The sequence below is a fragment of the Microcoleus sp. D2_18a_B4 genome (assembly GCF_036702475.1).
Classification (GTDB): Bacteria; Cyanobacteriota; Cyanobacteriia; order Cyanobacteriales; family Microcoleaceae; genus Microcoleus.
Genome location: NZ_JAUBTL010000039.1, coordinates 20,822 through 45,745, shown reverse-complemented (window position 1 = coordinate 45,745; position 24,924 = coordinate 20,822). Strand labels below are relative to the sequence as shown.

17 protein-coding genes and 2 pseudogenes are annotated in these 24,924 nt (G+C 45.5%); 14 read left to right on the top strand and 5 right to left on the bottom strand.

Annotated elements, in window-relative coordinates; all coding sequences use genetic code 11:
* Positions 1-70 precede the first annotated feature (70 nt).
* Together QUB04_RS21005 and QUB04_RS21000 are read left to right on the top strand one after the other, a co-directional pair.
* A complete protein-coding gene (locus QUB04_RS21005; RefSeq protein ID WP_333287301.1) occupies positions 71-727 on the top strand; it encodes a Uma2 family endonuclease in 657 nt (218 codons plus the stop codon).
* A 220-nt stretch (positions 728-947) separates the two neighbouring features.
* On the top strand, positions 948-2,240 hold the full coding sequence (locus tag QUB04_RS21000; RefSeq protein WP_333287299.1) for a ribonuclease D: 1,293 nt from the start codon (positions 948-950) through the stop codon (positions 2,238-2,240).
* Between the two features lie 75 nt (positions 2,241-2,315).
* Here the strand turns inward: QUB04_RS21000 and QUB04_RS20995 are convergent, their stop codons facing one another.
* Both QUB04_RS20995 and QUB04_RS20990 read right to left on the bottom strand, forming a co-directional pair.
* The gene (locus QUB04_RS20995) at positions 2,316-2,660 is read right to left on the bottom strand and encodes a hypothetical protein (protein ID WP_333287297.1); all 345 of its coding nucleotides are present in this window, start codon (positions 2,658-2,660) and stop codon (positions 2,316-2,318) included.
* 96 nt (positions 2,661-2,756) lie between these two features.
* Positions 2,757-5,288: a VWA domain-containing protein gene (locus tag QUB04_RS20990; RefSeq protein WP_333287295.1), complete on the bottom strand. Its 2,532-nt coding sequence runs from the start codon at positions 5,286-5,288 to the stop codon at positions 2,757-2,759.
* A 363-nt stretch (positions 5,289-5,651) separates the two neighbouring features.
* Between QUB04_RS20990 and QUB04_RS20985 the strand changes: the two genes are divergently transcribed.
* The 3 genes from QUB04_RS20985 to QUB04_RS20975 all read left to right on the top strand — a co-directional run bounded on the left by QUB04_RS20985 (position 5,652) and on the right by QUB04_RS20975 (position 14,566).
* Positions 5,652-6,635 carry an AEC family transporter gene (locus QUB04_RS20985; RefSeq protein WP_333287294.1) on the top strand — a complete coding sequence of 328 codons (984 nt, stop codon included), beginning with the start codon at positions 5,652-5,654 and terminating at the stop codon, positions 6,633-6,635.
* 164 nt (positions 6,636-6,799) lie between these two features.
* Positions 6,800-12,319: a protein kinase domain-containing protein gene (locus QUB04_RS20980; protein WP_333287293.1), complete on the top strand. Its 5,520-nt coding sequence runs from the start codon at positions 6,800-6,802 to the stop codon at positions 12,317-12,319.
* 591 nt (positions 12,320-12,910) lie between these two features.
* Positions 12,911-14,566 (top strand): calcium-binding protein, encoded by a 1,656-nt coding sequence (locus tag QUB04_RS20975; RefSeq protein ID WP_333287290.1) that lies wholly within the window; start codon positions 12,911-12,913, stop codon positions 14,564-14,566.
* A gap of 67 nt (positions 14,567-14,633) precedes the next feature.
* Here QUB04_RS20975 and QUB04_RS20970 read toward each other — a convergent pair whose 3' ends face one another.
* Entirely contained in the window at positions 14,634-14,996 is a 363-nt protein-coding gene (locus QUB04_RS20970; protein WP_333287288.1) for a hypothetical protein, read from the bottom strand.
* Between the two features lie 399 nt (positions 14,997-15,395).
* On the opposite strand from QUB04_RS20970, the gene QUB04_RS20965 reads away from it, so the two are divergent.
* A complete protein-coding gene (locus QUB04_RS20965) occupies positions 15,396-16,238 on the top strand; it encodes a photosystem II manganese-stabilizing polypeptide (RefSeq protein ID WP_333287286.1) in 843 nt (280 codons plus the stop codon).
* A gap of 462 nt (positions 16,239-16,700) precedes the next feature.
* On the top strand, positions 16,701-17,474 hold the full coding sequence (locus tag QUB04_RS20960; RefSeq protein ID WP_333287283.1) for an RNA polymerase sigma factor SigF: 774 nt from the start codon (positions 16,701-16,703) through the stop codon (positions 17,472-17,474).
* Here QUB04_RS20960 and QUB04_RS32600 read toward each other — a convergent pair.
* Both QUB04_RS32600 and QUB04_RS20955 read right to left on the bottom strand, forming a co-directional pair.
* Entirely contained in the window at positions 17,471-17,548 is a 78-nt protein-coding gene (locus QUB04_RS32600; protein ID WP_445301082.1) for a hypothetical protein, read from the bottom strand. The two genes, QUB04_RS20960 and QUB04_RS32600, sit on opposite strands and share 4 nt — an antisense overlap.
* Positions 17,549-17,650: 102 nt before the next feature.
* The gene (locus QUB04_RS20955; RefSeq protein WP_333287281.1) at positions 17,651-18,817 is read right to left on the bottom strand and encodes a pyridoxal phosphate-dependent aminotransferase; all 1,167 of its coding nucleotides are present in this window, start codon (positions 18,815-18,817) and stop codon (positions 17,651-17,653) included.
* Between the two features lie 237 nt (positions 18,818-19,054).
* Here QUB04_RS20955 and QUB04_RS20950 point away from each other — a divergent pair, with 237 nt between their 5' ends.
* From QUB04_RS20950 to QUB04_RS20920, 7 genes and pseudogenes are all read left to right on the top strand, one after another.
* Entirely contained in the window at positions 19,055-19,567 is a 513-nt protein-coding gene (locus QUB04_RS20950) for an adenine phosphoribosyltransferase (protein WP_190740620.1), read from the top strand.
* A gap of 239 nt (positions 19,568-19,806) precedes the next feature.
* Positions 19,807-20,847 (top strand): ABC transporter permease, encoded by a 1,041-nt coding sequence (locus QUB04_RS20945; protein WP_333287279.1) that lies wholly within the window; start codon positions 19,807-19,809, stop codon positions 20,845-20,847.
* Positions 20,848-20,892: 45 nt separating this feature from the next.
* Positions 20,893-21,327, top strand: a complete 435-nt coding sequence (locus QUB04_RS20940) for a hypothetical protein (RefSeq protein ID WP_333108845.1) — start codon at positions 20,893-20,895, stop codon at positions 21,325-21,327.
* Between the two features lie 7 nt (positions 21,328-21,334).
* On the top strand, positions 21,335-21,907 hold the full coding sequence (locus tag QUB04_RS20935; protein ID WP_333287277.1) for a hypothetical protein: 573 nt from the start codon (positions 21,335-21,337) through the stop codon (positions 21,905-21,907).
* A 55-nt stretch (positions 21,908-21,962) separates the two neighbouring features.
* On the top strand, positions 21,963-23,981 hold the full coding sequence (locus tag QUB04_RS20930) for a leucine-rich repeat domain-containing protein (protein WP_333287275.1): 2,019 nt from the start codon (positions 21,963-21,965) through the stop codon (positions 23,979-23,981).
* 12 nt (positions 23,982-23,993) lie between these two features.
* Positions 23,994-24,587 (top strand): annotated as a pseudogene (locus QUB04_RS20925) (ABC transporter permease); the annotation flags it as partial.
* Between the two features lie 125 nt (positions 24,588-24,712).
* Positions 24,713-24,924 (top strand): annotated as a pseudogene (locus tag QUB04_RS20920) (leucine-rich repeat domain-containing protein); the annotation flags it as partial.

Below are 24,924 nucleotides of genomic sequence, written 5' to 3'. Positions count from 1 at the left end.
ATGGTAAAAATGCGATCGTCCCTACTCAGAAGTTTTCCCTCAAAAGTCAAAGATTTTTTCCGGTGAGGTAATGATGAGTCAACTCCAAACCAAACTACTAACTGATACCTGGGTTACAGCGACTTGGGATGAATATATAGAAATTATTAAACAGCCGGAGTACGATCGAGCAAAATGCTACTACTACAACGGACAGTTGAGGATTGAAATGGCAGCAGTCGGGGCCGATCATGCGGATGACAACGGAATTATCGTCATCTTAATCAATTTATTTGGCATTGCTAAAGGTATAAAAATGAGACTGCTGGTCAACTGTAGCTACGCCAAAACAGGTGTCAGAGGCGCTCAACCTGATGCTTCTTACTACATCGGAGACCGGGTACAAACGGCACCTCGCGGCAGTTCTGTAGTGAATTTAGATAGCCTAGTTTCCCCTGATTTAGCAATTGAAATTGCCGACAGTTCTCTCGTTGACGATTTGGGGACAAAAAGAATGATTTATGAAGAATTAGGAGTGTCGGAATATTGGGTAGTAGACGTACAAAAAGCGCAAGTTATTGCTTTCAAAATAATTGCTAACCGGGGAAGCGAACGTCTGACGGAATCTCAAGTTTTGCCGGGGCTAAAAGTTGCTTTATTAGAGGAAGGTTTGCGCCGCAGTCGCCAGACGGACAATACAGAAGTAGGCAACTGGTTTTTAGAGGAAGTTCGCGGGAATCCTCAATAGTGCGATCGACTGCATTCTTTTTTTTAACTGGAGGCTAGAAACCCGGTTTCTAAGAGTTTTGCGAACAGGAACCAGGAATATAGGAAGAAACCGGGTTTCTGAGGTTTGCGTGTCTCCAGGACAGGGCAATGCCATGTCCGGCGCTTGAATCGTTGACAATCGATCCGATAATTGCTATAGCATAATATAATCAAAAAGTTAATAGCAAAAGTCTGTAAAAATGCCTTATTTAACAGCAGCAAACGACATCAAAGCAATCATAGCTAAATTTGCCCAAGCTAAAATCCTGTGGGTTGACACAGAAATAGCAGACTATAAATTCAACCCCAGATTATCTCTGATTCAGGTGTTACCTGACTCCACAGATTCGAGTGGAGAGGGTACTTTTCTACTAGATGTCTTGGATCAACCTGAATTGGCCAAAGATTTCATCAACCAAATCATGGTCAATCCAAATATTGAAAAAGTCTTGCACAACGCCAGCTATGACATCCGATTTCTAGGCAATGACGACGCTCAAAATGTCACTTGCACATTAAAATTGGCGAGAAAGATTCCCACTTACATTCTGCCCTTACCTAATCGACAACTCAAAACTTTAATAGAAACACTTTGCGGCATTGCTTATGTAGATAAAACAGAACAAAGTGGCGATTGGGCAAAGCGTCCCCTCACCCATAAGCAGCTAGAATATGCCAAGATGGACGCGGTTTATTTAGCTGGAGTGCATCGTCGCCTGCTAGAAATCCTTGCCCAATGTTACCCCGAACCCGCAACAGAAAACTTAACAGCATTGGGTGAAAAATATCAGGAAATAGAATCTCGGTGGAAGCCGCTAGATTCAGAAATCGCTGAAGTGAAAGAACGCATTAAGGCAGGGATGCTAGCCCAAAAGCTCAAAGACAGTTCTTATTTTGAGCTTTCCAGTTCGATAACGATGAAAGTTGATTTTATGACGCTGGCCAGACTGACGCAAACTGAGGGAATTGAGTTGAATTTTCCGGTGACGCTGACGAAAGAAATTCAAAAACAGTTAGGCGAACTCATCGCTCATCCATCTTTGGAAGTTGAGGATATTGCTAGTTGGCGGTTAAATTCTAATCTACAGCAACGGCGGAAATCTACTAAAAAAATTGCGCCGGAACCGGAGAGTGAGGATTTAACAGTGCTGGGCAAAAGGTATCAAGAAATTTTGCCTGAATGGAAGTTGTTGGATTCTGAAGTTGAGCATCTGAAAGAGCGCATTAAAAAAGCAATGTTGGTGCAAAATAAGGAAAATACTCCCCATTTTAAGTTATCCAGTTCCTCGATTTTGAAGGTAGATTTTGCTAGCTTGGCAAAACTTGCCCTATCTGTGGGAGTTGAGTTAGATTTTATGGTGACGCTGACTCAATACATCCAAAAGCGGTTAGGGGAAGCTATTAACAAAATTGATGTGCAAATTGAGTATATTACCAGTTGGCGGATGACGGCTAAGACTGTGGAAGATGAAGATGAGGAAATCCCGTTTTAAATAGAGGGCGGGTACGGGGATACCGCCCTTACAGTATAAACGAATCGCGTTTCATTTTTGCTGGGTGTACCGCGACTAAGCTTGTTCTTCCAAATACTCTGCAACTGCTTGCAAATCTTCCAATCCTCGGTTCAAGCTGTTAAGCATAGCTTCCCCAGTTTCAGTATCAAAGTTGAGTTTAGGATTTTGCAAAGCTAACTCTTGAATTGCTTCTAGCCATAGTGAAAGCGGTACCTGGCGCACAGCTTCCCGTAACCCCATATTTGCCAATACTGCAAGATAAAAACCTGTCAAGTCTTGCCCTCCATAGCCATAGAAACCATGCCGCAGTTCTAGCTTTTGGGGGGTGTAGGCTGCATATTGATCGAAAGTGATCGGTGTGCGATCGAGTTTTGGTTGTGGGAGTGGTGGTGTATCCATATTTTTTGACCTGATTTGTTACTATCGGCTGCGCCTTTGCGGTTAATTTCAATCCGCCATATTTAACCAAGGTGGGCATTTTGCCCACCCTAATTCCTACTTCCCTACCGTGAAATACTCATTCTTAGCATACACGCTAATAATGCAGTCTCCCACTTCAAAAAACATCCCCTCTTGCTCATCCTTAGAAAATTGCAAGTTGCCGTATTTAGAATTAATTTCCTCAGCAGTCGCCGCTTTTGCCTCCATTTCATCCGGGATAAGTCCGGTAGAACCGATATAGAAAACCAGCGGTGAAACTTTTTCGCGGTACACTTTTTCAGCATAAGCTTCCAGTCGATCATTCGCATTAGCTAAAGCAGCGACAAATTCGTCTCGCTTGACATCTTCTCCCTGCCATTTCGCTTGCAAAAGGCGCAGCAAACTATCTGCACCGACTTTGGCTAAAGTAGCGCTAACAATTCCGTTATCCTCCAACCCCAAAAACTCATCGAAAATCTGTTTCATCAAGTCGTCAACTTTGGTAATTTTTGTTCGGGATGACAGCGTTTTGTGCGCGAAGACAACAGGCTCATCTAAGGTGATGTCAAATGTCGGTTTTGCTAGCTTTTCGCCCGTGTTTTTGTGGTAAACTTCATAAAGGCGATCGAGAAATTTGTTGGCAGAGTGCAATTTGCCGAAGTTGAGGATGTTTTTGCTGCCGATGTCGATTTTGTAGCTGACTCGCGAATCTACTGAACCGTTGGCGATCGCACTTTTTAAATCTGTGTATTCCGTCGTCGTCGGAAAGTTGATGTAAAGGTTCTTTGACAGATAATGCTGTTTCAATTCTTCCAATTGTTCCGCTGTGTAAGCCTCGGATTCCTCCTTCAAATGAGCCGAGAGAATGCTAGAGAGAATTTTGATTTGTGCGAGTTCCTCAAACACTCCGTCAAGGCTGCCGTAACGCCCGTCAAAAGGCACCAGCGGCAAAGTCTCTAACTTTATATCGTACTCTGAACGGAAGTCAAATTCTTGCACAGGCGAACCGTCTTTTTCAAGGACACCGCATTTTTTGAGCAAATTAAACACTGATTTGCTGCTGATTTTGGTTCGCAGCGACTTGATATTAACTTCGCCGTCGCTGACAATAGTATAATTGTTGAAAGTATTGAGGTCTGTAACTAGAATTCCCGCCACTTCTGCGATTAAAGTTTCATCCTCAACTTTTACCAGCTTAGCTTTTCGGGTAATCAGCATATTGATGGTAGCGGTATTTTGATTGATCGCAAATGAACCCATTTGCACGTATTCGCCACCATCCAAGAATTCAGTTTTCAGCCAAGGCTTGACAAGGTTGCCGTTTTCGTCTCGCTTTCCCTCAATTCGCTTCAAACCTTTTCGCTGATAATTTTCTTGCAAGTGTTTCAAGTTGATGATGATGCTGTTGCTGTTTTCCTCCAATATCTTGATTAACTCCAGCAGGGAAATTTTCTCGCTGACTTTTACCCGATCGCCAATTTCATGATTTTTCAACACATCAGGCGCAAAAACAGCCTGTTCCAAATCTTCCGTAAACTCCGCTATTTGGGCATTTGTCAAAGCTTTAGCGTGTTTTTCCGTCAAAGTAGCGTCGAAGGTGCTCGCCAGCGCATACTTAGCCGTATTTAAATTGCCGTCAGCGAGGTTAACTTTCGCAAAAGCAAACACCGACTCATCAGTTTGAGCAACGGGAACATCTAGTTTGTCATACTCATCTTTGGCGACTTTCTGATATTTGTAAAAAAGTCCCCGATCGTCTGCTTTCAGCCCGCAAATTTTCAGCGTGCTCGATGAACCGTTGATTTTCTTGCCGCTTTTGGAAACAAAAACTTGATAATCATATTCCTTAATTAACGGTTCTTCCAGCGGAGGTGCAACCGAAGTGCCTAACAGTTTTGTGCTGTCGTAAAGAGCATCATAAACCATTTTGACTTCGCCAGCGCGGATGCAATTTCCCGATAATGTGTTGGCGATTTTGGAGAGAAGTTTGAAGTCAGCATCGGCATAGGATATCGTGTTTGCAAACACATCCATGTCTTTGAGTTCTTCGCAAATTTCCCCTAGTTTTGCAGATTCCGAATTGGGACTAGGGTCATTTGCATAGCCGTCGGTGTGCAAATTAATCGCTGTCATTTCTCCCGCTTTAACCAGAGATTTAGCGAGTTGCATCGACTGCGATATGCAGGTACTGCCAGCCGTGTGGATTTTTTGAATTTCTTTGATGTATTGAGAGTCAAACTTCAGCACTTCTTGAATGGGAATTCGCTGGAAGTGACAAATTACGTCCCGATTGCTAGCATAGGAAATTAGGCTGACAATTAGCTGGTAATTGTTGTATTCGTCTAAGGTCAAAAGCTTGATTAGAGTTTCTTTCAGCGGTTCTAAGTCATAATACATTGAGCCGGAACGGTCGATGATGATGATGCTGTGAGCGACGGATTTTTCTGGGATATCAGCGGGCTTTTTTTCTAAATTAATGCGATCGACTAAATAGAATGCCTTGGCGTTTCCGGCAAAATTGTAGAGGGTAAACTTGGTGCGAGTATTGGAGGCTGCGTGGCTGCTGGAACTTTTGGCTTGAGATGATTGTTTTGCTTGCCGTGCCATAGTTTTCACCTATGTTGACTTATTCATCAACTTAATCATGACACGCGCTTATGTGGATGTCAAGGCCTGTGTGGAAAATTATCTGGGAGGCTGAATAAACATTAATATTTAGCCCTGCGATGCCAGGGAAAACTGCGGCGATAGCCTAAAGGTAAATACAATTCAGTTAAGCTCGATCCCCCCTAGCCCCCCTTAAAAAGGGGGGGACAAGAACTTATTCAAAGTCCCCCGACTATCAGGGGGATGCTGCAAGGGATCTCGCCCGGAATAAATATTTTTAACCCAAGCGTATTGGGGTAAAGGTGGGCTGTTTTGGCAAAAGTAGTGGATCTGCGTAAATATTTAGTAAATATTTAGTAAATCATGCTTTATTTAGAAAATCCGCTGCTCAAACTTTATCTAAATCTAATCGGATGGGTGGCGTTCGGATTCATTCTCGGCCGCCTGCTACCGAGAAGCTATTCTACATATTTAGCGAAGTTTCTTTTCTTCTTTGGCACGCCATTGAGCATTGTTGCTTTTATCCGCAGCGCTAATTTGTCTGGCGCTATTTGGATGGCGCCGCTGATAGCTTGGGCGGCAATTCTAGCAGGTGGAGGACTCGCTGGGATTTTGATAAATTTCGGTGTCGGCGAGGAACGTTTCAAGAGTCTTAATCCGGCCCAAAATAGCCCGGAACACACCAGCGCTTGGAGTTTGCCCACTCAAGGCAGCTTCTTATTGGCAACGATGGTGGGTAATACGGGTTTTTTAGGCATTCCCGTCACCTTGTCCTTATTAGGCTCGGAACACTTTGCCTGGGCGTTGTTTTACGACTTGCTAGGCACTACCGTGGGAATCAATATACTGGGAGTTGCTATTGCTTCTCACTGCGGTAAAAGCGATCGCCGTCAGAGTTGGTTAACTCCCCTGCGGGCAATTTTTATGAATCCGGCATTGTGGGCTTTTGGTCTGGGGTTTGTCTCGCGCAGCTTGCCGCTGTCGGCACAAATCGCAGAATTGTTAACAACAGGTGCTTGGACTGTAATTACCTTAGCTTTAATTACGATCGGGATGCAGTTGAGCAAGTTGAATTCCTTGCACAACCTCAAACAAGTTTTGGCTTGTCTGGCGATTAAAATGCTGTTAATTCCCTTGGTAATTGGCATGGGATTAACGTTTTTGGGGATCGCGGGCGCGCCGCGACTTGTGCTAGTGCTGCAAATGGCAATGCCTCCTGCTTTTGGTACTACATTGCTGGCAGAAGCTTTCAATCTCGATCGCGAATTAGCCGTAACTGCGATCGGCATCGGCTGCGTTAGTTTATTATTCACTATTCCAATATGGATGAGGCTATTTAATTTTTAATAAAAATAGGATTTGGTAAGTTTAAAAAGTGTATTATTTCAGTGATCCCTATCACAAATGTTGAGCGCTCTATGTCATATTAATTTAACAATCACTGGACTGGGGAACTGTATGGGCTTCTGCTAATGTGGAAATAGCCCGCTGAGGACGCGAAGAATCAAAGTATGGCAAGTATAAATTTTACATTGACAGGTTATCAAATTCTCGATCGCATTTACTCAGGAACTCGCACCCTAGTTTATCGAGCTTTCCGTATTGACGACAAACAGCCAGTCGCCATCAAAGTCTTGCGGAGTAAGTATCCCAGCTTCAGCGAACTGGTGCAATTTCGCAATCAGTACACGATCGCCAAAAACCTCAACTTACCCGGAATCATCGAAACCTACAGCTTGGAAACCTACCAAAACAGCTATGCGCTGGTAATGGAAGACTTTGGGGGAATTTCTCTGAACGAATGGATGGAAAAACAGGAAACGGGGCCGTCTCTGAGCGAGTTTTTGCAAGTGGGCATCGACCTGAGCAATACATTAGATATACTCTACCGCCACCGGATAATTCACAAAGACATTAAACCAGCCAATATTTTAATTAATTCCCAAACAAAACAAGTCAAACTCATTGACTTTAGTATTGCATCATTGCTGCCAAGGGAAACTCAAACCCTAATGAATCCTAACGTGCTGGAAGGGACACTCGGCTATTTGTCTCCCGAACAAACGGGAAGGATGAATCGCGGCATTGACTACCGCACAGACTTTTACTCTTTGGGCGTGACTTTTTACGAATTGCTGGCGGGACAATTGCCGTTTCAATCCAACGATGCGATGGAATTGGTACACTCTCATATTGCCAAGCAACCGCCATCACTGCATCAAATCAATCCCGAAATCCCGCCGGTACTCTCGGAGATTGTCAGCAGATTAATGGCAAAAAATGCCGAAGACCGCTATCAAAGTGCGTTGGGACTAATATCAGATTTAGAATTTTGTTTGGAGCAACTTGAAGAAAAGGGTAAGATAGAGAGTTTTACGATCGCCCAGAAGGATGTGTGCGATCGCTTCCTCATCCCCGAAAAACTCTACGGTAGAGAGACAGAAGTTAAGAGACTTTTAGAAAGCTTCGAGCGCGTAGCGCATCCATCGGAGAATCGCGTTGCCAAACCTCCTCAATCCCACGCCAGTTCCTGCAACGCGGAGGATCGGGGCAACGGACTGGTTCCGCAAAGTTCGGGGGGAATCATTGAGGGCGAAATGATGCTAGTAGCAGGATTTTCCGGCATAGGCAAAACCGCCCTCATCAACGAAGTTCACAAGCCAATTACCCGTCAAAAAGGCTATTTCATCAAAGGCAAATTCGACCAATTTAATCGCAACATTCCCTTCAGTGCCTTCGTACAAGCATTGCGGGATTTGATGGGACAATTGTTCTCAGAATCCGACAGGCAATTAGCTCAATGGCGCACCAAAATTTTAGAAGCGATCGGCGGCAACGGTCAAGTTTTGATTGAGGTAATCCCCGAACTTGAAATTATTATCGGCAAGCAACCTCCAGCACCCGAACTATCGGGAACTGCAGCCCAGAATCGCTTTAACTTATTGTTCCAAAAATTTATTGCTCTGTTTGCAACCAGCTCGCATCCGTTAGTGATGTTTCTCGATGACTGGCAGTGGTCTGATTTAGCTTCATTACAGTTGATAAAACTGCTGATGGAAAACAATAGTTATTTGCTGGTATTGGGAGCTTATCGAGATAATGAAGTTTCACCTGTTCATCCCTTCATGTTAGCATTAGACGAACTGAAAAAAACTGGAAAAACTGTCAATACAATTACCCTCGCTCCTCTAGCATTCTCCGATACAAATCAGTTAGTCGCAGATACGTTGCAGTGTAACCATCTTGTGGCAAAAATGCTGACCGAATTAATCGATCGTAAAACCCAAGGCAATCCGTTTTTTACCACTCAGTTCCTCAAGGCATTACACGAAGATGGGCTGATTGTATTTAATCCCTATCGGGGCTATTGGGAGTGCGATATTGCTCAAATCAATGTGCTATCTCTCACATCGGATGTAGTACAATTTATGGCGCAGCAGTTGCAGAAATTGCCTGCCAAAACTCAAGAAATTTTGAAATTTGCGGCTTGTATTGGCAACTCTTTCGATATTAATACCTTAGCAATTGTTTCAGAAAAATCCAAAGTCGAGGCGGCAGATGCTTTGTGGAAAGCTTTGCAAGAAGGATTAATTCTGCCGCAAAGTGAAGTGTATAAATTTTATTTGAACCATGATGATGTAGATAATACGAATACTGACAACATCGCAAATGTTGGGTATCGTTTTCTGCACGATCGCGTCCAACAAGCCGCTTATTCCCTGATTGCGGACAACCAAAAACAAGCTAGCCACTTGAGGATTGCCAGACTGTTGCTAGAAGCTTCATCTGAGAACCGAGAAAGTGACATTTTCCAAATTGTTAACCAGTTCAACCAATGCCTTGAAATCGTTGATTCTTCAGAGGAAATCCTGACGATCGCCAAGCTCAACCGCATTGCTGCCACAAAAGCTCGCGAAACCACTGCCTTCGCAGCAGCCAGAGAATACGCCTCGATAGGTATCTCCCTCTTGGGGGAGGATGCTTGGCAGGCAAATTACGATTTAATGCTAGCTCTGAGAAACTGTTCGGCAGAAGCGGCTTATCTTTCTGGCAGCTTTGAGGTAATGAACAACTCTATTGCCGATATTCTGAGCCATGCTCGCACCCTTGAGGATCGGTTAGCAGCTTATGAAGTCAAACTGCAAGCCTTAAAAGCCCAAAATCAGTTGCAAGAGGCGATCGACTTGGGGCTAAAAATTCTCAATTTCCTCGAAATTTCCCTCCCTAAAAACGCCACACCCTCTGACATAGAACAGGCATTTAACGAAATGGAAACAGCGCTCGAAGGCAGAAGTATTTCTGAGTTGATCGAGCTTCCTGAAATGAGCGATCGCGCAATTCTCGCTGCCACCCGCATTCTCGCTAGCCTGTGTCCGGTTGCTCACATGGCGCAATTCAACCTATTGCCAATTCTGCTTTTTCAGCAGGTGAAATTGGCACTGCGCTATGGAAATGCTCCGGCTCACACCCACGCCTATGCAGGCTTAGGCCTCATTCTTTGTTGTTTGCGGGATGATATTGAAATAGGGTATGAGGCAGGAAAATTAGCCCTCGCTTTGTTGGATAGGATTGAAGCAGAAGCATTTCGCTCCGCCTCAACATTTGTCGCTACCTACTTTACCCTACCCTGGAAAACTGCCATCCAATCAACTTTTAATTTAATGCTAAAAGCTTACACCAGTGGAGTGAATACTGGCGATCTAGAACACGCAGCCTATGCGGTTGAACGATACGGTCAATTAGCGTTCTTTAGCGGTGCAGTCGAACTTTCCCATCTGGAAACTCAAATGGATGGGTTTGCCGAATTTATGCGAAAACAACATCAAGATAGCATCTTGCAAATTCATAATATAACTCATCAAGCCGTTTTAAACTGGCAAGGAAAATCAACCGATCCTTTGATGCTCGCTGGAGCCGTTTATGATGAAAGGAGCGTGCTGCCTCAGCACCACAAGCAAAATAACCGCTTGGGGCTAATTTATTACTATCTCCACAAACTTATCCTTGTCTATTTGTTCGCCGACGATTCACAGGCTGCTGTAGATTGTGCCATCCAAACAATACCGTATCTGGATGGTGGCTCTGGCTCAATTATACTCCCGTTATTTCATACATACGACTCGCTGGCACGTCTCCGAAATTACGGGGATGTTTCACAAGAGAAACAACAGCAGTACCTAACAGAAGTTGCTGCCAATCAAAAGAAAATAAAAAATTGGGCGAACTACGCCCCTATGAACTATTTGCACAAACACGATCTTGTAGAGGCAGAGCGGTATCGCGTGCTGTTAAGAAATTATGAAGCAGCGGATTTCTACGATCGCGCCCTGAACGGAGCCAAAGAAAATGGTTATATGCAAGAAGAAGCACTTGCCAACGAACTAGCAGCTAAGTTCTATCTCAACTGGGGTAAAGAAAAAGTTGCCGCTGGTTATATGCAGGAAGCTTATTACTGCTATGCCAAATGGGGTGCGAAAGCCAAAATAGACGACCTCGAAAAACGCTATCCCGATTTGCTGCATCCTATTTTGCAGCCCGCAGAAGATTTCACTTTCAGGGAAACTTTAGCCTCGCTTACCAACTCCAATATTGCCATTAAAACCACTACAAAAACCACTCTTTCGCCCAGTAGCATCAATGATGCGATCGATTTCACCGCGATTCTTAAAGCTTCTCAGATGCTTTCCCGTACGATTCAACTAGACCAACTGCTGCACCAACTGACTCAAATTATCCTGCAAAATTCCGGGGGCGATCGCTGTGTTTTGATTCTGCCAAATTTCGAGGAAAAATGGCAGGTGCGAGCGATCGCCACACCCGAAATCACCGAACTTTGCTCGGATTTACTAGATAACCATCCCAACCAACCAGTCAAACTGATTCAGTATGTGAAAAATACTCGAAAACAGGTGGTAATTGATGATTTGAAAACAGATATACCTGTAATTGGAGAATACTTGAACCGGCAACAACCCAAGAGTATCTTGTGTTTGCCAATTATGAGTCAGCGAAAGTTGGTAGGAATTCTGTATCTAGAAAATAACTTGACAATGGGTGCATTTACAGAAAATCGCACTGAAGTCATCCAACTTTTGTGCGCCCAAGCGGCTATCTCTCTAGAAAATGCCCGCTTGTACCAACAATCTCAAGCTTATGCACAAGAATTAGAGCGATCGCTCCTCGATTTGCAGCAAGCACAGTTACAGATCGTGCAAAGCGAAAAAATGTCCGCCTTGGGCAATCTAGTCACAGGAATAGCCCACGAAATAAATAATCCTGTCGGCTTTATTAGCGGCAATATTGAGGAAGCAACCACCACGATCAAAGATGTGATTTCCCACTTAAAATTATATCAACAAAAACTGCCAAATCCCGGCGAGGAAATTGAAGAAGATGCTGAGGATATTGATTTAGAGTATGCCTTAGAAGATTTGCCAAAAATGCTGTTGTCGATGAAAGTCGGGTGCGATCGCATTCGCGGCATTAGCACCAGCCTCCGCACCTTTTCCAGAGCCGATAAAGACTACAAAGTTCCGTTTAATATCCATGAGGGGATTGACAGCACAATCTTAATTTTGAAACATCGGCTGAAAGCCAACGAACACCATCCCGCGATCGAAGTCGTCACAGACTACGGCAATCTCCCCCCAATCGAATGCTTTCCCGGTCAACTGAACCAAGTCTTTATGAACCTGCTTGCTAACGCGATCGATGCCCTAGAAGAATCAAACCAAAGACGCAGTTTGGAGGCAATTAAAGCAAATCCACACTGTATCACAGTTCGTACCAGTCAATCGGATGATCGACACATCAAAATTCAGATTGCCGATAACGGTGCAGGCATGACAGAATCAGTAAAACAGCGGATTTTTGACCATCTATTCACCACGAAGGCAGTAGGAAAAGGCACTGGGTTAGGATTGGCGATCGCCCGCCAGATTGTAGTCGAAACCCACGGTGGAACAATAAATGTCAATTCTACTTTGGGGGGAGGAAGTGAATTTGAGATAGTGTTACCTATTAGCGCATAAAAGTTGACTGTTGACTGTTGACTGTTGACTGATGACTGTTGACTGTTGACTGTTGACTGTTAACTGTTGACTAATGACTAATAGACCTCTTGCAAAAATAATTAGGACGGGCAAGATGCCCATCCCACAAGAAAAAATAACTCTTGTGGGATGGGCATCTTGCCCGTCCCATCAATTGAGGAAAAGGATTTTTGCAAGAGGTCTAATGACTAATGACTAATGACTAATGACTAATGACTAATGACTCATGACTAATGACTAATGACTAATGACTAATGACTCATGACTAATGACTAATGACTAATGACTCATGACTAATGACTAATGACTAATGACTCATGACTAATGACTCATGACTAATGACTAAGGACTAATGACTAATGACTAATGACTGATGACTAATGACTAATGACTAATCGGGCATTAGACCAGCCCCGATCGCAACGGCGGACACGGGCAAAACTTCCCGCGCCCAAGACCAGATTGCCAAAATCTCAATTATGCTAACCTAGGCAAGCAGCAATCCCTTGTCACGAAGGCGATTAACCTAATTTCAAACAATTTATTTTATTGAGGACCGGTGTATCCCGTATGACAAACCTGATCGGCACAGACAGCAACGACTTTATTCTAGGGACTCCGCTGGGCGATCGAATTCGCGGCTTAGATGGCGATGACACGCCTCTGGGTGCGGGAGGAGATGACACCCTAGAGGGCGACGGCGGCAACGACCAGCTTCTTGGAGGTGACGGAGCAGATTCGCTGATTGGCGGTGAAGGAAATGACGAACTTATTGGCAACCAAGGCCGCGATTCTGCTTCCGGCGGCAACGGCGACGACTCGATTCGCGGCGGTTTGGGCAACGACATCCTCGACGGCAACGACGGGATAGACAGCGTGTTGGGAGATGCAGGGGACGACTTAGTTAGTGGGAACGCAGGCTTTGATGTGATTGCCGGCGGTACTGGCAACGACACCCTCACAGGGAATGACGGCGACGATTCCGTGTTCGGGAATGCTGATGACGACTTTCTCTACGGGAATTTTGGGAACGATTCTCTCAACGGCGGTAGCGGCAGGGATCAACTGTTGGGCGGTGAGGGCAACGATTACTTGAGTGCCAGCGACGGCGACGACACTTTGTACGGCAATGCCGACAACGATTCGCTCTTCGGAGACGCTGGTAATGACCAGATATTCGGCGGCAAGGCTGACGATACAGTTTTTGGCGGCACCGGTTCGGATACCCTTCGCGGCGATGAAGCCGACGACTCGGTACTGGGAGATGAAGGCAATGACTTCCTGTTTGGTGGCAAAGGTAATGATGGTATCGACGGCGGTTTTGGCGATGACTCCTTGGCTGGAGGTATCGGCGACGATACAATTTTGGGAGGTTTCGGCAATGACAATTTATTTGGGGCAGAAGGTAATGATTCTTTAATCGGAGGCGAGGGTTCGGATACTCTGACTGGCGGCAGCGGCAGCGATGTCTTTGGATTGGGAGCCGGGCCTGGCAGTTTGGCTTTAATTACTGATTACAATGACACAGAGGATTTCTTTGGACTGCCGAGCAATTTATCTTTCGCTCAACTGCAAGTTCGGCAAGGTAACGGTGCAAATGTCAGGGATACAGTAATTACGACGCTCGACGGCAAGCTTTTAGCAATTTTGATCGACACTCCGGCGGCGCTGATCGAGGCGAATGATTTTATCGCTGTGACTGGGACGGCTACCCCCAGACCAACTAGGACTACAGTTACAACCACAGTTACAACCACAACTACAGATATAACTGGGGCTGCAACGGAGGCTGCAACTGATGCTCCAACTCCAACTCCAACTCCAACTCCGACTCCGACTCCGACTCCGACTCCAACTCCAACTCCAACTCCAACTCCAACTCCAACTCCAACTCCGACTCCCACAGCAGCACCGACGCCGACTCCCACAGCAGCACCGACGCCGACTCCCACAGCAGCACCGACTCCGACTCCCACAGCAGCACCGACTCCGACTCCCACCGCAGCACCAACTCCGACTCCCACCGCAGCACCAACTCCGACTCCAACGCCGACTGCTTCGAGAATTCCGATTCCGCCGACAGTTAGCGTGCCTGATTCGCCTCTGCTATCAATTAGTTCGATCCCTCCGACGCCCGGACTATGGCCAATGCCGCCTGGTCAGACGCCGATATTCCCGACGGTGCCGAACCCGATACCCTTACCTCCTACACCTTACGGGTTCTAGGTGCGATCGCGCCGCTCACTGATGAGTTATGAGTTAATGTAAAACTCACTAAACTCATAACTCATAACTATTTAACGTCTTGGGGAGTTTCTGCCGAGTCTTGTGGCGACTCGGCTGGAGAATCTTCTAGAGGAGATAATTGTTGGGTGTACCCCAAGAGCGATCGAAGTTTCATGCGGTGGATGTAAGGCCAGCCGCCATTGGCTTCAATATTCCTGAGCAGTTTGTAAAGTGCTTGGCGGTTGTCGGGAAAAGACGCTTGAAACAAACCGTCCCGAATTTCCCGGTGCGAAGCTTCCAGGCTCCGCAGCAGGGCCAAAAGCAGCAGACTGTCTCCCTGACAACTTTCGGCTAAAGTCCGAATCGCCTCTGTCAGCGAGTGCATTTGAGACTGCAACTTTTCTGACTCTAAATCTTTGCCGTTGTCCATACCGCTGCTTCCTTTGAAATCTACAAGGCCTTTGTCCCCAGCCTTTTGGTCAACCGACTAATCGAGCTAGTCGCGATCGCCATTCGGGGCCATAAGCAAAGTAACTTAAGTAGGTTGACTTAAGCAATATTAATTTGCAGTCCAAGTCAGGAAAAGAGCACAACCCGTCGTACCATGTGTATTGGGCTGCGATCCGAACCTTTGAGAAATCATAAGTTCATGCTTATTTTCACGGCGCACTAGCTTGATTTTTTGAGTCAATGCCGGTCTCGGTGAAGCGAGCGATCTGGATCTAAATGCTGCCCTAAGCGCTGGCCTAGCCTGCCGGCGGGCAATTATATTTTGCTCGAACTAGGGCTTTTTCTTAATATAATCCGATGGTGGATATTGAGGTTTGCAATGAAATATCGTGCTTTAATTGTTGCACTTTTAGCATTTTGCATGAGTGCGCTGGTTGCTTGTTCTTCTGCTTCTGACACGACGGTGGCGACTACGGAGTTGCTCACCTACGACGAGATTAGAGGTACTGGCTTGGCTAATAACTGCCCTAGCTTGGCAGAAACTTCTCGGGGATCGATCCCCATCGAAGCGGGCGCCACCTATAAACTGACTGGTTTGTGTTTGCAGCCCACAACTTATTTTGTGAAGGAAGAACCAGCAAACAAACGCCAAGAAGCGGAATTTGTGCCAGGTAAATTGCTGACCCGGTTCACGTCGAGCATTGACCAAGTTCAAGGTACGCTCAAGGTCGATACTGACGGAACTCTGACTTTCACAGAAGAAGACGGCTTGGATTTTCAAGCTATTACGATTCAGTTACCGGGCGGAGAGCAAGTACCTTTCTTGTTCACTATTAAAGAACTGGTAGCCAGTTCCGATCCCGGAGTGGTTGCTATCAATACTTCCACCGATTTGAGAGGGGAGTTTAACGTTCCTTCTTACCGCAGCGCAGGCTTTTTAGACCCTAAAGGTCGTGGGGTAGCGACTGGCTATGACAATGCTGTAGCGCTTCCGGCTACTGACAATTCCAAACGTGTGCGGGCTAATGTTAAGGTTGCTGACACCCGTACCAAGGCGGGCAAAATTTCTCTCCAAGTTGCTAAAGTCAACAGCGCCACTGGCGAAGTTGGCGGGATTTTTGAGAGCACACAGCCTTCGGATACTGATTTGGGAGCTAGACCGGCTCTGGACGTGAAAATTCGGGGTTTGTTTTACGCTCGCATTGAGCCTTCTGTATCGTAAAATTGGCTTTCTGGATCGATCGAACTTGAGCAGTTTCTGGTACTAAAGGTACTGCTCGCTCTTCATTAGCCAACAGTCTTGAGCAATATAACTTAGGACTGTTGACTAATGACTAAATTTATGATTGAATTGTGGTCAGTCGCAAGTTATTAAGTTGGGATTTTTTATTAATTAAAGTTTTGTATTCACAGCGCTTTCAGCTTATAATATAATTTTCAAAAATCCTGGTTAACTTCGGGATTCGGTCGAAAGCCTTCTAGCTGGTAAAAGTCTGCCTTATGCCGAAAACCGTCGGATAATCCCGCTCAATCCCTGCACCTTCGGAAAGTTAAACAGGTGTGTCCGCTATCACACCTATTAAGTGCTAGGATTACACTACCTAAAAGTGAATTGTTTTAGACTAGATTAGAAGCTAGATCTAAAGCAACCTCAGTCCTCTGCTCTACCAACCCTTATGTCACCATGTCTACCACAGTGCCGAACGAGCTAAAAAGCGAAAATTTGCAATTGTTGCGCGAGTACCAAGTTTCTGGATCGAATGAAATCCGCAATCAGTTAGTTAAACTGAATACTGGACTGGTCAGAAAAGAAGTTTACCACTGGATCAACCAGTGCGGTGAAAGCTACGACGATTTGCTGCAAGTCGGATGTATTGGGTTGATCAGGGCGATCGAGCGGTTTGATATCGCCAAGGGACACGCTTTTAGTTCCTTTGCAATTCCCTACATACGGGGCGAAATTCAACACTACTTGCGCGACAAAAGCCCTTCTGTGCGGTTTCCCCGCCACTGGCAGTCCCTGGAACGCAAATCTGTAGCAGCGATCAAGGATTTGCAAGTGCAGTTAAACCGCAAACCTACGGATGCTGAAGTAGCAGCAGCCCTTGAGGTTTCTGTACAAGAATGGCAAGAAATTAAGTTGGCCCATCTCAACAGATCGCCTCTGAGTTTGGACGCGCCGATGCAAGATGAAGATGAGGGGGCGACTTGTCTGGGAGAATTGGTGCCCGATAGCAAGTATCGGAGTTTTCAGTTGGCGCAAGAGGATCAAATTCGCGTACAGCAAGCTTTGGCGATGTTGGAACAACGGACTCGCGAGATATTGGAGTTTGTTTTTCTCTACGATTTGACGCAGAAGGAAACCGCTGAACGCTTGGGTATCAGTGCGGTGACTGTTTCTCGGCGAGTTAAGAAGGGGCTGGATTTGCTCAAAGAGATTATGACTAAACAGCTTTAGTCATTAGTCAGTTGTTGGTTGTCAGTTGTCAGTTGTTGGTTGTCAGTTGTCAGTTGTTGGTTGTCAGTTGTCAGTTGTCAGTTGTTGGTTGTCAGTTGTGAACAGTTAACAGTTAACCGTTAACCGTTAACAGTGAACCGTTAACAGTCAACAGTCAACAGTCAAAAGACTAATTTTTAGATACTGCGGACAAATTTATCGAGCCTTTCTACGGCTTTTTTAATTGTGCCTAAATCGGTGGCGTAAGACAAGCGAATGTGGTCGTCTGCACCAAAAGCAATCCCCGGAATAACTGCTACTTGCTGCTGTTCTAAGAAAGCGTCGCAAAATTCCAGAGAATTCATTCCAGTCTTGCTGATGTTGACAAACATATAGAAAGCACCGTCTGGTTTAATACAGCTAATTCCAGGGATAGCATCGAGTAATTCAAATATTACCTGACGCCTTTCGGCAAAAGCTAGACGCATTGTTTCGACAGATTCTTGGCTGCTTTCCAAAGCTGCGATCGCGCCGTACTGTGCAAAGGTACACACATTTGAGGTACTGTGACCTTGAATGGTGCTGGTGGCTTTGATTAATTCGATCGGCCCGGCCAAATAACCGACTCGCCAGCCTGTCATCGAGTAAGCTTTAGCAAAACCGCTGCTGATCAGGGTGCGATCGAAGATTTCTTTGCCCAGGGAACCGATGCTGACGTGTTGGGCGCCGTCATATATAATTTTTTCGTAAATCTCGTCAGCAACGACTAAAATATCTCGATCGACTATCACCTCGGCCAATGCTTTGATTTCCGCCGGAGTATACACCATTCCCGTCGGGTTAGAAGGCGAATTCAGTACAAATAACTTGGTTTTGGGAGTAATCGCTTTACTCAGTTGTTCCGGTGTAATTTTATATCCTGTAGAAGCATCAGTCCGTACAATTACTGGCTTGCCGCTAGCGAGTTTCACCATTTCAGGGTAGCTCAGCCAGTAGGGAGCCGGAATAATTACTTCCTCTCCAGGCTCGATCAGAGCCATCATCAGATTGTAGAGCGAATGCTTGCCGCCGTTGGTGACAAGGATATTTTCTGGTTGATAGTTGAGATTGTTGTCGGATCGGAGTTTGCGGGCGATCGCAGCTTTTAACTGCGGTTCCCCAGCCACAGGGCCGTACTTAGTCTTCCCCGCGTCTAAAGCTTGTTTTGCCGCTGCTTTAATGTGTTCGGGGGTATCAAAGTCGGGTTCTCCCGTGCTCAAACTACAGACATCAATCCCTTCGGCCTTCATGGCTTTAGCCTTAGCTGCGATCGCCAAGGTTATAGAAGGAGGAACCTCACCCACTCGTGCTGCCAACTTAATCATTGGATTTTAGATATTAGATTTTTGACTTTCGATCATAGGGTGACAAATGTTGATATTCAACCCTATTGTTAGGGAATTATGACATTTGTTTACATAGTACGTAAAGGATTAAGCAATTAAAGAATAAAAATTAAAGAAGCTCTTAGTTTTAATTTTTATTTTTAAATTTTTAAATTTTGACGTTATTATTGTACCATTTTTGATGCCTCGTTACCCTCAACGCCGATCTGCAAGCTTATGGATCTCAAATCTCTGATTCGCGACATTCCTGATTTCCCCAAGCCGGGAATTATGTTTCGAGACATTACAACTTTGCTGCGCGACCCGCAAGGGCTGAGCTACACCATTGACAGCTTAGCGGAAAAATGCTCTGCAATGTCTGTTGACTATGTGGTGGGCATGGAATCGCGGGGCTTCATCTTTGGCGCGCCGTTGGCTTATAAAATGGGAATAGGCTTTATTCCTGTCCGCAAACCGGGGAAACTGCCAGGTGCGGTTCATTTTGCTGAGTACGAGTTGGAGTACGGTGTCGATCGACTGGAGATGCACCGAGATGCAATGACATCCGGCAGCCGGGTGCTGATTGTGGACGATTTAATCGCCACTGGCGGAACAGCGGCGGCGACGGCTAAATTGTTGGAACAAGCTGGCTGCGAGCTTGTCGGTTTTGCTTTTATCATCGAATTGCAGGCCTTGGGCGGCAGGCAGAAATTGCCCGATGTGCCGATCGTCACGCTAGTGGAGTATTAGTTAGTTAACTGTTGACTGTTGACAGTTGACTGTTGACAGTTGACAGTTGACTGTTGACTGCTGAGTAAAAACTACAGACAAATAATATCCTTGACCTTTGCATCGGAATTATTCATCCCTCTCTTCTCTTTCTCTGCGATCTCTGCGTTCTCTGTGGTTAAATCATTCCGATGCAACCGGAATTAATATCATTCACAATTCTTCAAATCTAAAATCTAAAATCTAAAATCTAAAATCCTATGACTTCTATTAAATTGAATCGAAATTGGCGAATGTTGAGTTCTCTGTTTAGCAGCGAGACATTTACTTATGTTTTCAAGCGACTGTTGCAGGCACTTTTAACCCTATTTTTGGCATCGATGCTTTGTTTTGCAATTATTGAGCTAGCACCGGGAAATTACTTGGATACTTTGAGCCAAAATCCCAAGATTTCGCCGGAGACACTCAAGCAACTCGAACAGCAGTTCGGCTTAGATAAACCAGCGATTGTGCAGTATGGGCGGTGGCTGCAACAAATTGTGACGCGGGGGAATTTTGGCACGAGTTTTGTGTATCAGCGATCCGTAGCTTCGCTGCTGTGGGAACGGGTACCGGCGACGTTATTAATGGCGATCGCATCTTTGATTGTAACTTGGGCGATCGCGATTCCCTTGGGAATAGTCGCTGCCGTCAATCAAAACCGCACAGTCGATCGAGTTCTGCAAGTAGTCAGCTACACCGGACAAGGATTTCCGAGCTTTATCACAGCGTTGCTGCTGCTATTTTTCGCACAGAATACTTCGCCTCTGTTTCCCGTCGGAGGAATGACAAGCATTGACCATGCAGACTTACCTTGGTGGGGTCAAATCCTCGATTACGGCTGGCACTTAATTTTGCCAACAGTCGCCCTCAGCGTTACTGGTTTTGCTGGTTTGCAAAGATTGATGCGCGGACAATTGTTGGACGTGCTGCGTCAAGATTACATCCGAACGGCAAGGGCGAAAGGTTTGCCGGACGATCGAGTAATTTACATTCATGCTTTGCGGAATGCTGTTAATCCGTTGATTACGCTGTTGGGTTTTGAGTTTGCTAGTTTGTTGAGCGGTGCGTTTATTGCGGAATTTTTCTTTAATTGGCCGGGTTTGGGAAAGCTGACTTTGGAGGCGGTGAACAATCAAGATTTGTATTTAGTAATGGCTAGTTTGATGATGGGTGCGACGATGTTGATTGTTGGGAATTTGTTGGCGGATTTGCTGCTGAAAGCTGTCGATCCTCGGATTAAACTGGAAGATTTGAAGTGAGAGAATCATATTTGATTATAAATTTGATTCTCGTTAATTTCGGTTGTGACACAATCATTTTCAAATAATGTTCCTAGCCCTCGCTTTTCCAATCAGTCCCCCGCGACGCTAAATGATGAAATTCGATCGGCAGATGAGTTAGGTATCAGACCCATTAAAGTGGGAGAAGCAGGATTTGACGATATAATTAATGAAGGTACTGTCAAATGGGCAGTGACAACAAACCTAGAACTCCTTATAATTCCGAAATTTTTAGATGTTAACAATGAAATTTACCATACGGTTATAACTCGCGGTCAGCCGGTTTTGGCGGCAGGAGAAGCCGAGATTGTCGGCACCAACGGTTTGTATATTTTGCTAACAATCAGCAATCACAGCGGGCATTTTAGACCCAATTCAGAGAGCTTAGAACTAGGAATTGCAGCCTTTAGGCAGCAAGGAGTTGATACAAATAATGCTGATATCGAATATGTGGAGTAGATAAATTATGACTCAATCTCCTACGACAATATCCCTCGATCGCATTCTCGAACAAAATGCCGAATCTGTACTGATTTGGGCGAACAACATATTTTCAGGTCAAACCACCGAACCACAAGGGTTTAACTGGCTATTATTAGCCGATGTTGCCTCGGCTAAGGCTCGAAAAGGTCAAAATGGTTCCGGTTTGTGCGATCGCAAATGGGCAGAAGTCGCGATCGCAATTTACGATCGCAAGGCCGATGATGCCGATCTCAAAAAACCAGGTAGTGGCGAGTCTTTTACGATTTCCTCAATGATGTTGCGGGCTGCGATGATAGAAAAACAGGAAGTAATTTCCGATCATCCTGTTCTCGATGTTAACTTAATTTTAGAATGGTTTTGGGATAACATCAAAGAGTCGCAGGAAGATGTCGAAAAAAAGGCTGCTAATTGGCAAACGCTACCTATTGCAGAAATTCGCGAGTTAAGAAAACTTAAAAATCGCTTGAAAGTTATTGCAGCACTTTCTGATACTGATAAATATGTTTTAGATGAAAAACTCAACACTTGGCTATTACTACGCGATAAATTACCATAAAAGTGCGATAAATATTCCCATGCCCCATTCCCCATTCCCCATCTAGGAGTGTTTTATGTCAGAAAAACAACCAAACGAGCCAAGGAGTTTTAGCCGCTTTACCGACGGGTGCAGGCATATTGACAGTCTTTCAGAAGAGGCAAGGCACACAGTTAAAGTGTTGTTAAAAAAAGCTGGCACTGATGACGCACAAGAAGCGGAGCAGATACTTTCAAGCATGACAGAACTGCATCTCTACAGAAATCGAATTACCGACATCAGCTTCCTCGGCTCGCTCACCAATCTGACCACACTGGATCTGGGCTACAATCAAATTAGCGACATCAGCTCTCTCGGTTCGCTCACCAATCTGACAACACTGTCTCTCCGCGGCAATCAAATTACCGACATCAGCTCCCTCGGCTCGCTCACCAATCTGACCACACTGGATCTCGGCGACAATAAAATTACCGACTTCAGCTTTCTCGGCTCGCTCACCAATCTAACCACACTCAATCTCGACTGGAATAAAATTACCGACATCAGCTATCTCGGTTCGCTCACCAATCTGACCACGCTGAATCTCTACAGAAATCGAATTACCGACATCAGCTTCCTCGGCTCGCTCACGAATCTGACAACACTGGATCTCGAAAGCAATAAAATTACCGACTTCAGCTTCCTCGGCTCGCTCACCAATCTAACCACACTCAATCTCGACTGGTATCAAATTACCGACATCAGCTTTCTCGGCTCGCTCACCAATCTGACCACACTGAATCTGGCCAACAAGGAAATTAAGGAAATTACCGACATCAGCTTTCTCGGCTCGCTCACCAATCTGACCACACTCAATCTCCACAACAATCAAATTACCGACATCAGCGCCTTGCGAGCCCTCACCAATCTGACAACACTGGATCTCGGCGGCAATCAAATTACCGACATCAGCGCCTTGCGAGCCCTCACCAATCTGACAACACTGGATCTCGGCGGCAATCAAATTACCGCTCTGTGCGTGTTAGGCCTCCTCGCACAGAAACATCTTATTACTCTCTCGACTACGCCAATTGATGCTCAAAAAGCCACAGAAGCAGTCAAAGTTGCTTACGCCGCTATTGGCTTAGAAGAACCCTCCGTTATTGTTTGCAGCAGTCCCCGCGACGCTTTTCTCCAACTCTTCAACTTGCCCAAAGGCGACCATTCACCAAACTGGTCAAAGGAAGGGCATTGGGATAGATTGGGGAAAAAGCTAGACGGGAAATGGATGTCCCCATCGATTGTGAGAGAATTTACAAGTCCGGCGGTGTGGGAGTATGAGCTCCGTAGCATGACGATCGAGTCCGAAGCAGACAGCACGCTGAGTTCGCTAATGTACGAAGTTGTTGAGGAATATGCTCGATCGGAACGAACGATGGGGAATTTTTTTCCCGCTCATTTGTTAGACCTGGAATTCCCTGAAACCCCCACGACTTTGTTTAAAGAAATCTATTTGACTCAATGGTATATTTCTTCATTAGGCGTCAATCTTTCCCAAAAGGCACAAGAAATACATCACTGCCAAAAGCTGCTTTTCGAGCATTGCGGTTTTATATTTCCCTTTGAAAAAATTTGCTTTGTGTGCGATCGCCCCCGCCACCTGCGCTTTGACAGTCAAAACCGCTTGCACGCCGAAGCAGAACCTGCGATTGAGTTTGCGGATGGATGGAATTTTTATTATTATCACGGTGTCAGATTGCCTGAAGAATACGGCCAATTCCACCCAAATCAATGGCAATCCCAATGGATTTTAGCAGAATATAATGCCGAAGTTCGGCGAGTGTTAATTGAAGGAATTGGTTACGCTCGCATAATTCAAGAATTGTCAGCAAAACAAATAGATAGTTGGCAGGAGTATGCACTATTACAAATAGATGACGCCGATGATATAGATGACGGCTATGATGTCGAGCCGATTTGTTTGTTAAAAATGACTTGTCCAAGTACGGGATTCATTCACGCTTTGAGAGTGCCGCCGTACCTGATATCAGCGAGGGAGGCAATTCGCTGGGTAAATTGGGATATTGATCCAGAGGAATTTTCCGTGCAGACTTGATATAATGGCGGCGATGGATATCTACAAGTAGTCAGCTACAGGGGACAAGGATTTCCCAGCTCGCTCGCAGCAAAGCTGCTGCTATTTTTTGCTCAGAATACGAAGCCTCTGTTTCCCGTCGGAGGAATGACTTGTATCGAGGGCGCAGACTTACCCAATGTGGGGTCAAATCCTCGATTACGGCTGGCACTTAATTTTGCCAACTGTCGCCCTGGGCCTTACTGGTTTTGCTCTTCAGCAAAGATTGAGGCGCGGACAATTTTTGGACGTGCTGCGTCAAGATTAGATGCCAACAGCACGGGCTCGCCGGGAAGCCGGACGATCGAGTAATTTACGTTCACGCTTTGCGGAATGCTGTTAATCCGTTGATTACGCTATTGGGTTTTGAGGCAAGCTAGTTTGTTGAGCGGTGCGTTTATTGCCGAATATTTCTTTAATTGGCCGGGTTTGGGAAAGCTGACTTTGGAGGCTGTGACTAATCAAGACTTGTATTTAGTAATGGCAAGTTTGATGATGGGTGCGGCGATGTTGATTCTTGGGAATTTGTTGGCAGATTTGCTGCTGAAAGCTGTCGCTTCTAGGATTAAGCTGGAAGATTTGAAATAGAAGACTTAATTCAGTAACAGAAGGTACGCAAGGGCGATTTGTAATAGTCAACAGTCAACAGTCAACAGTATTCCCATTACCCATCCCCTATGCCCCATGCCCCCTGACCAATCTCGGAGTGTTTTATGTCAGAAAAACAACCAAACGAGCCAATGAGTTTTAGCAGCTTTGCGGACTGGTGCAGGCATATTGACAGCCTTTCACAAGAGGCAAGGTACACAGTTAAAGTGTTGTTAGAAAAGGCTGGCACTGATGACGCTCAAGCAGCGGAGCAGATACTTTCAAGCATGACATCCCTGTCTCTCGGCAGCAATCAAAATACCGACCTCAGCTCCCT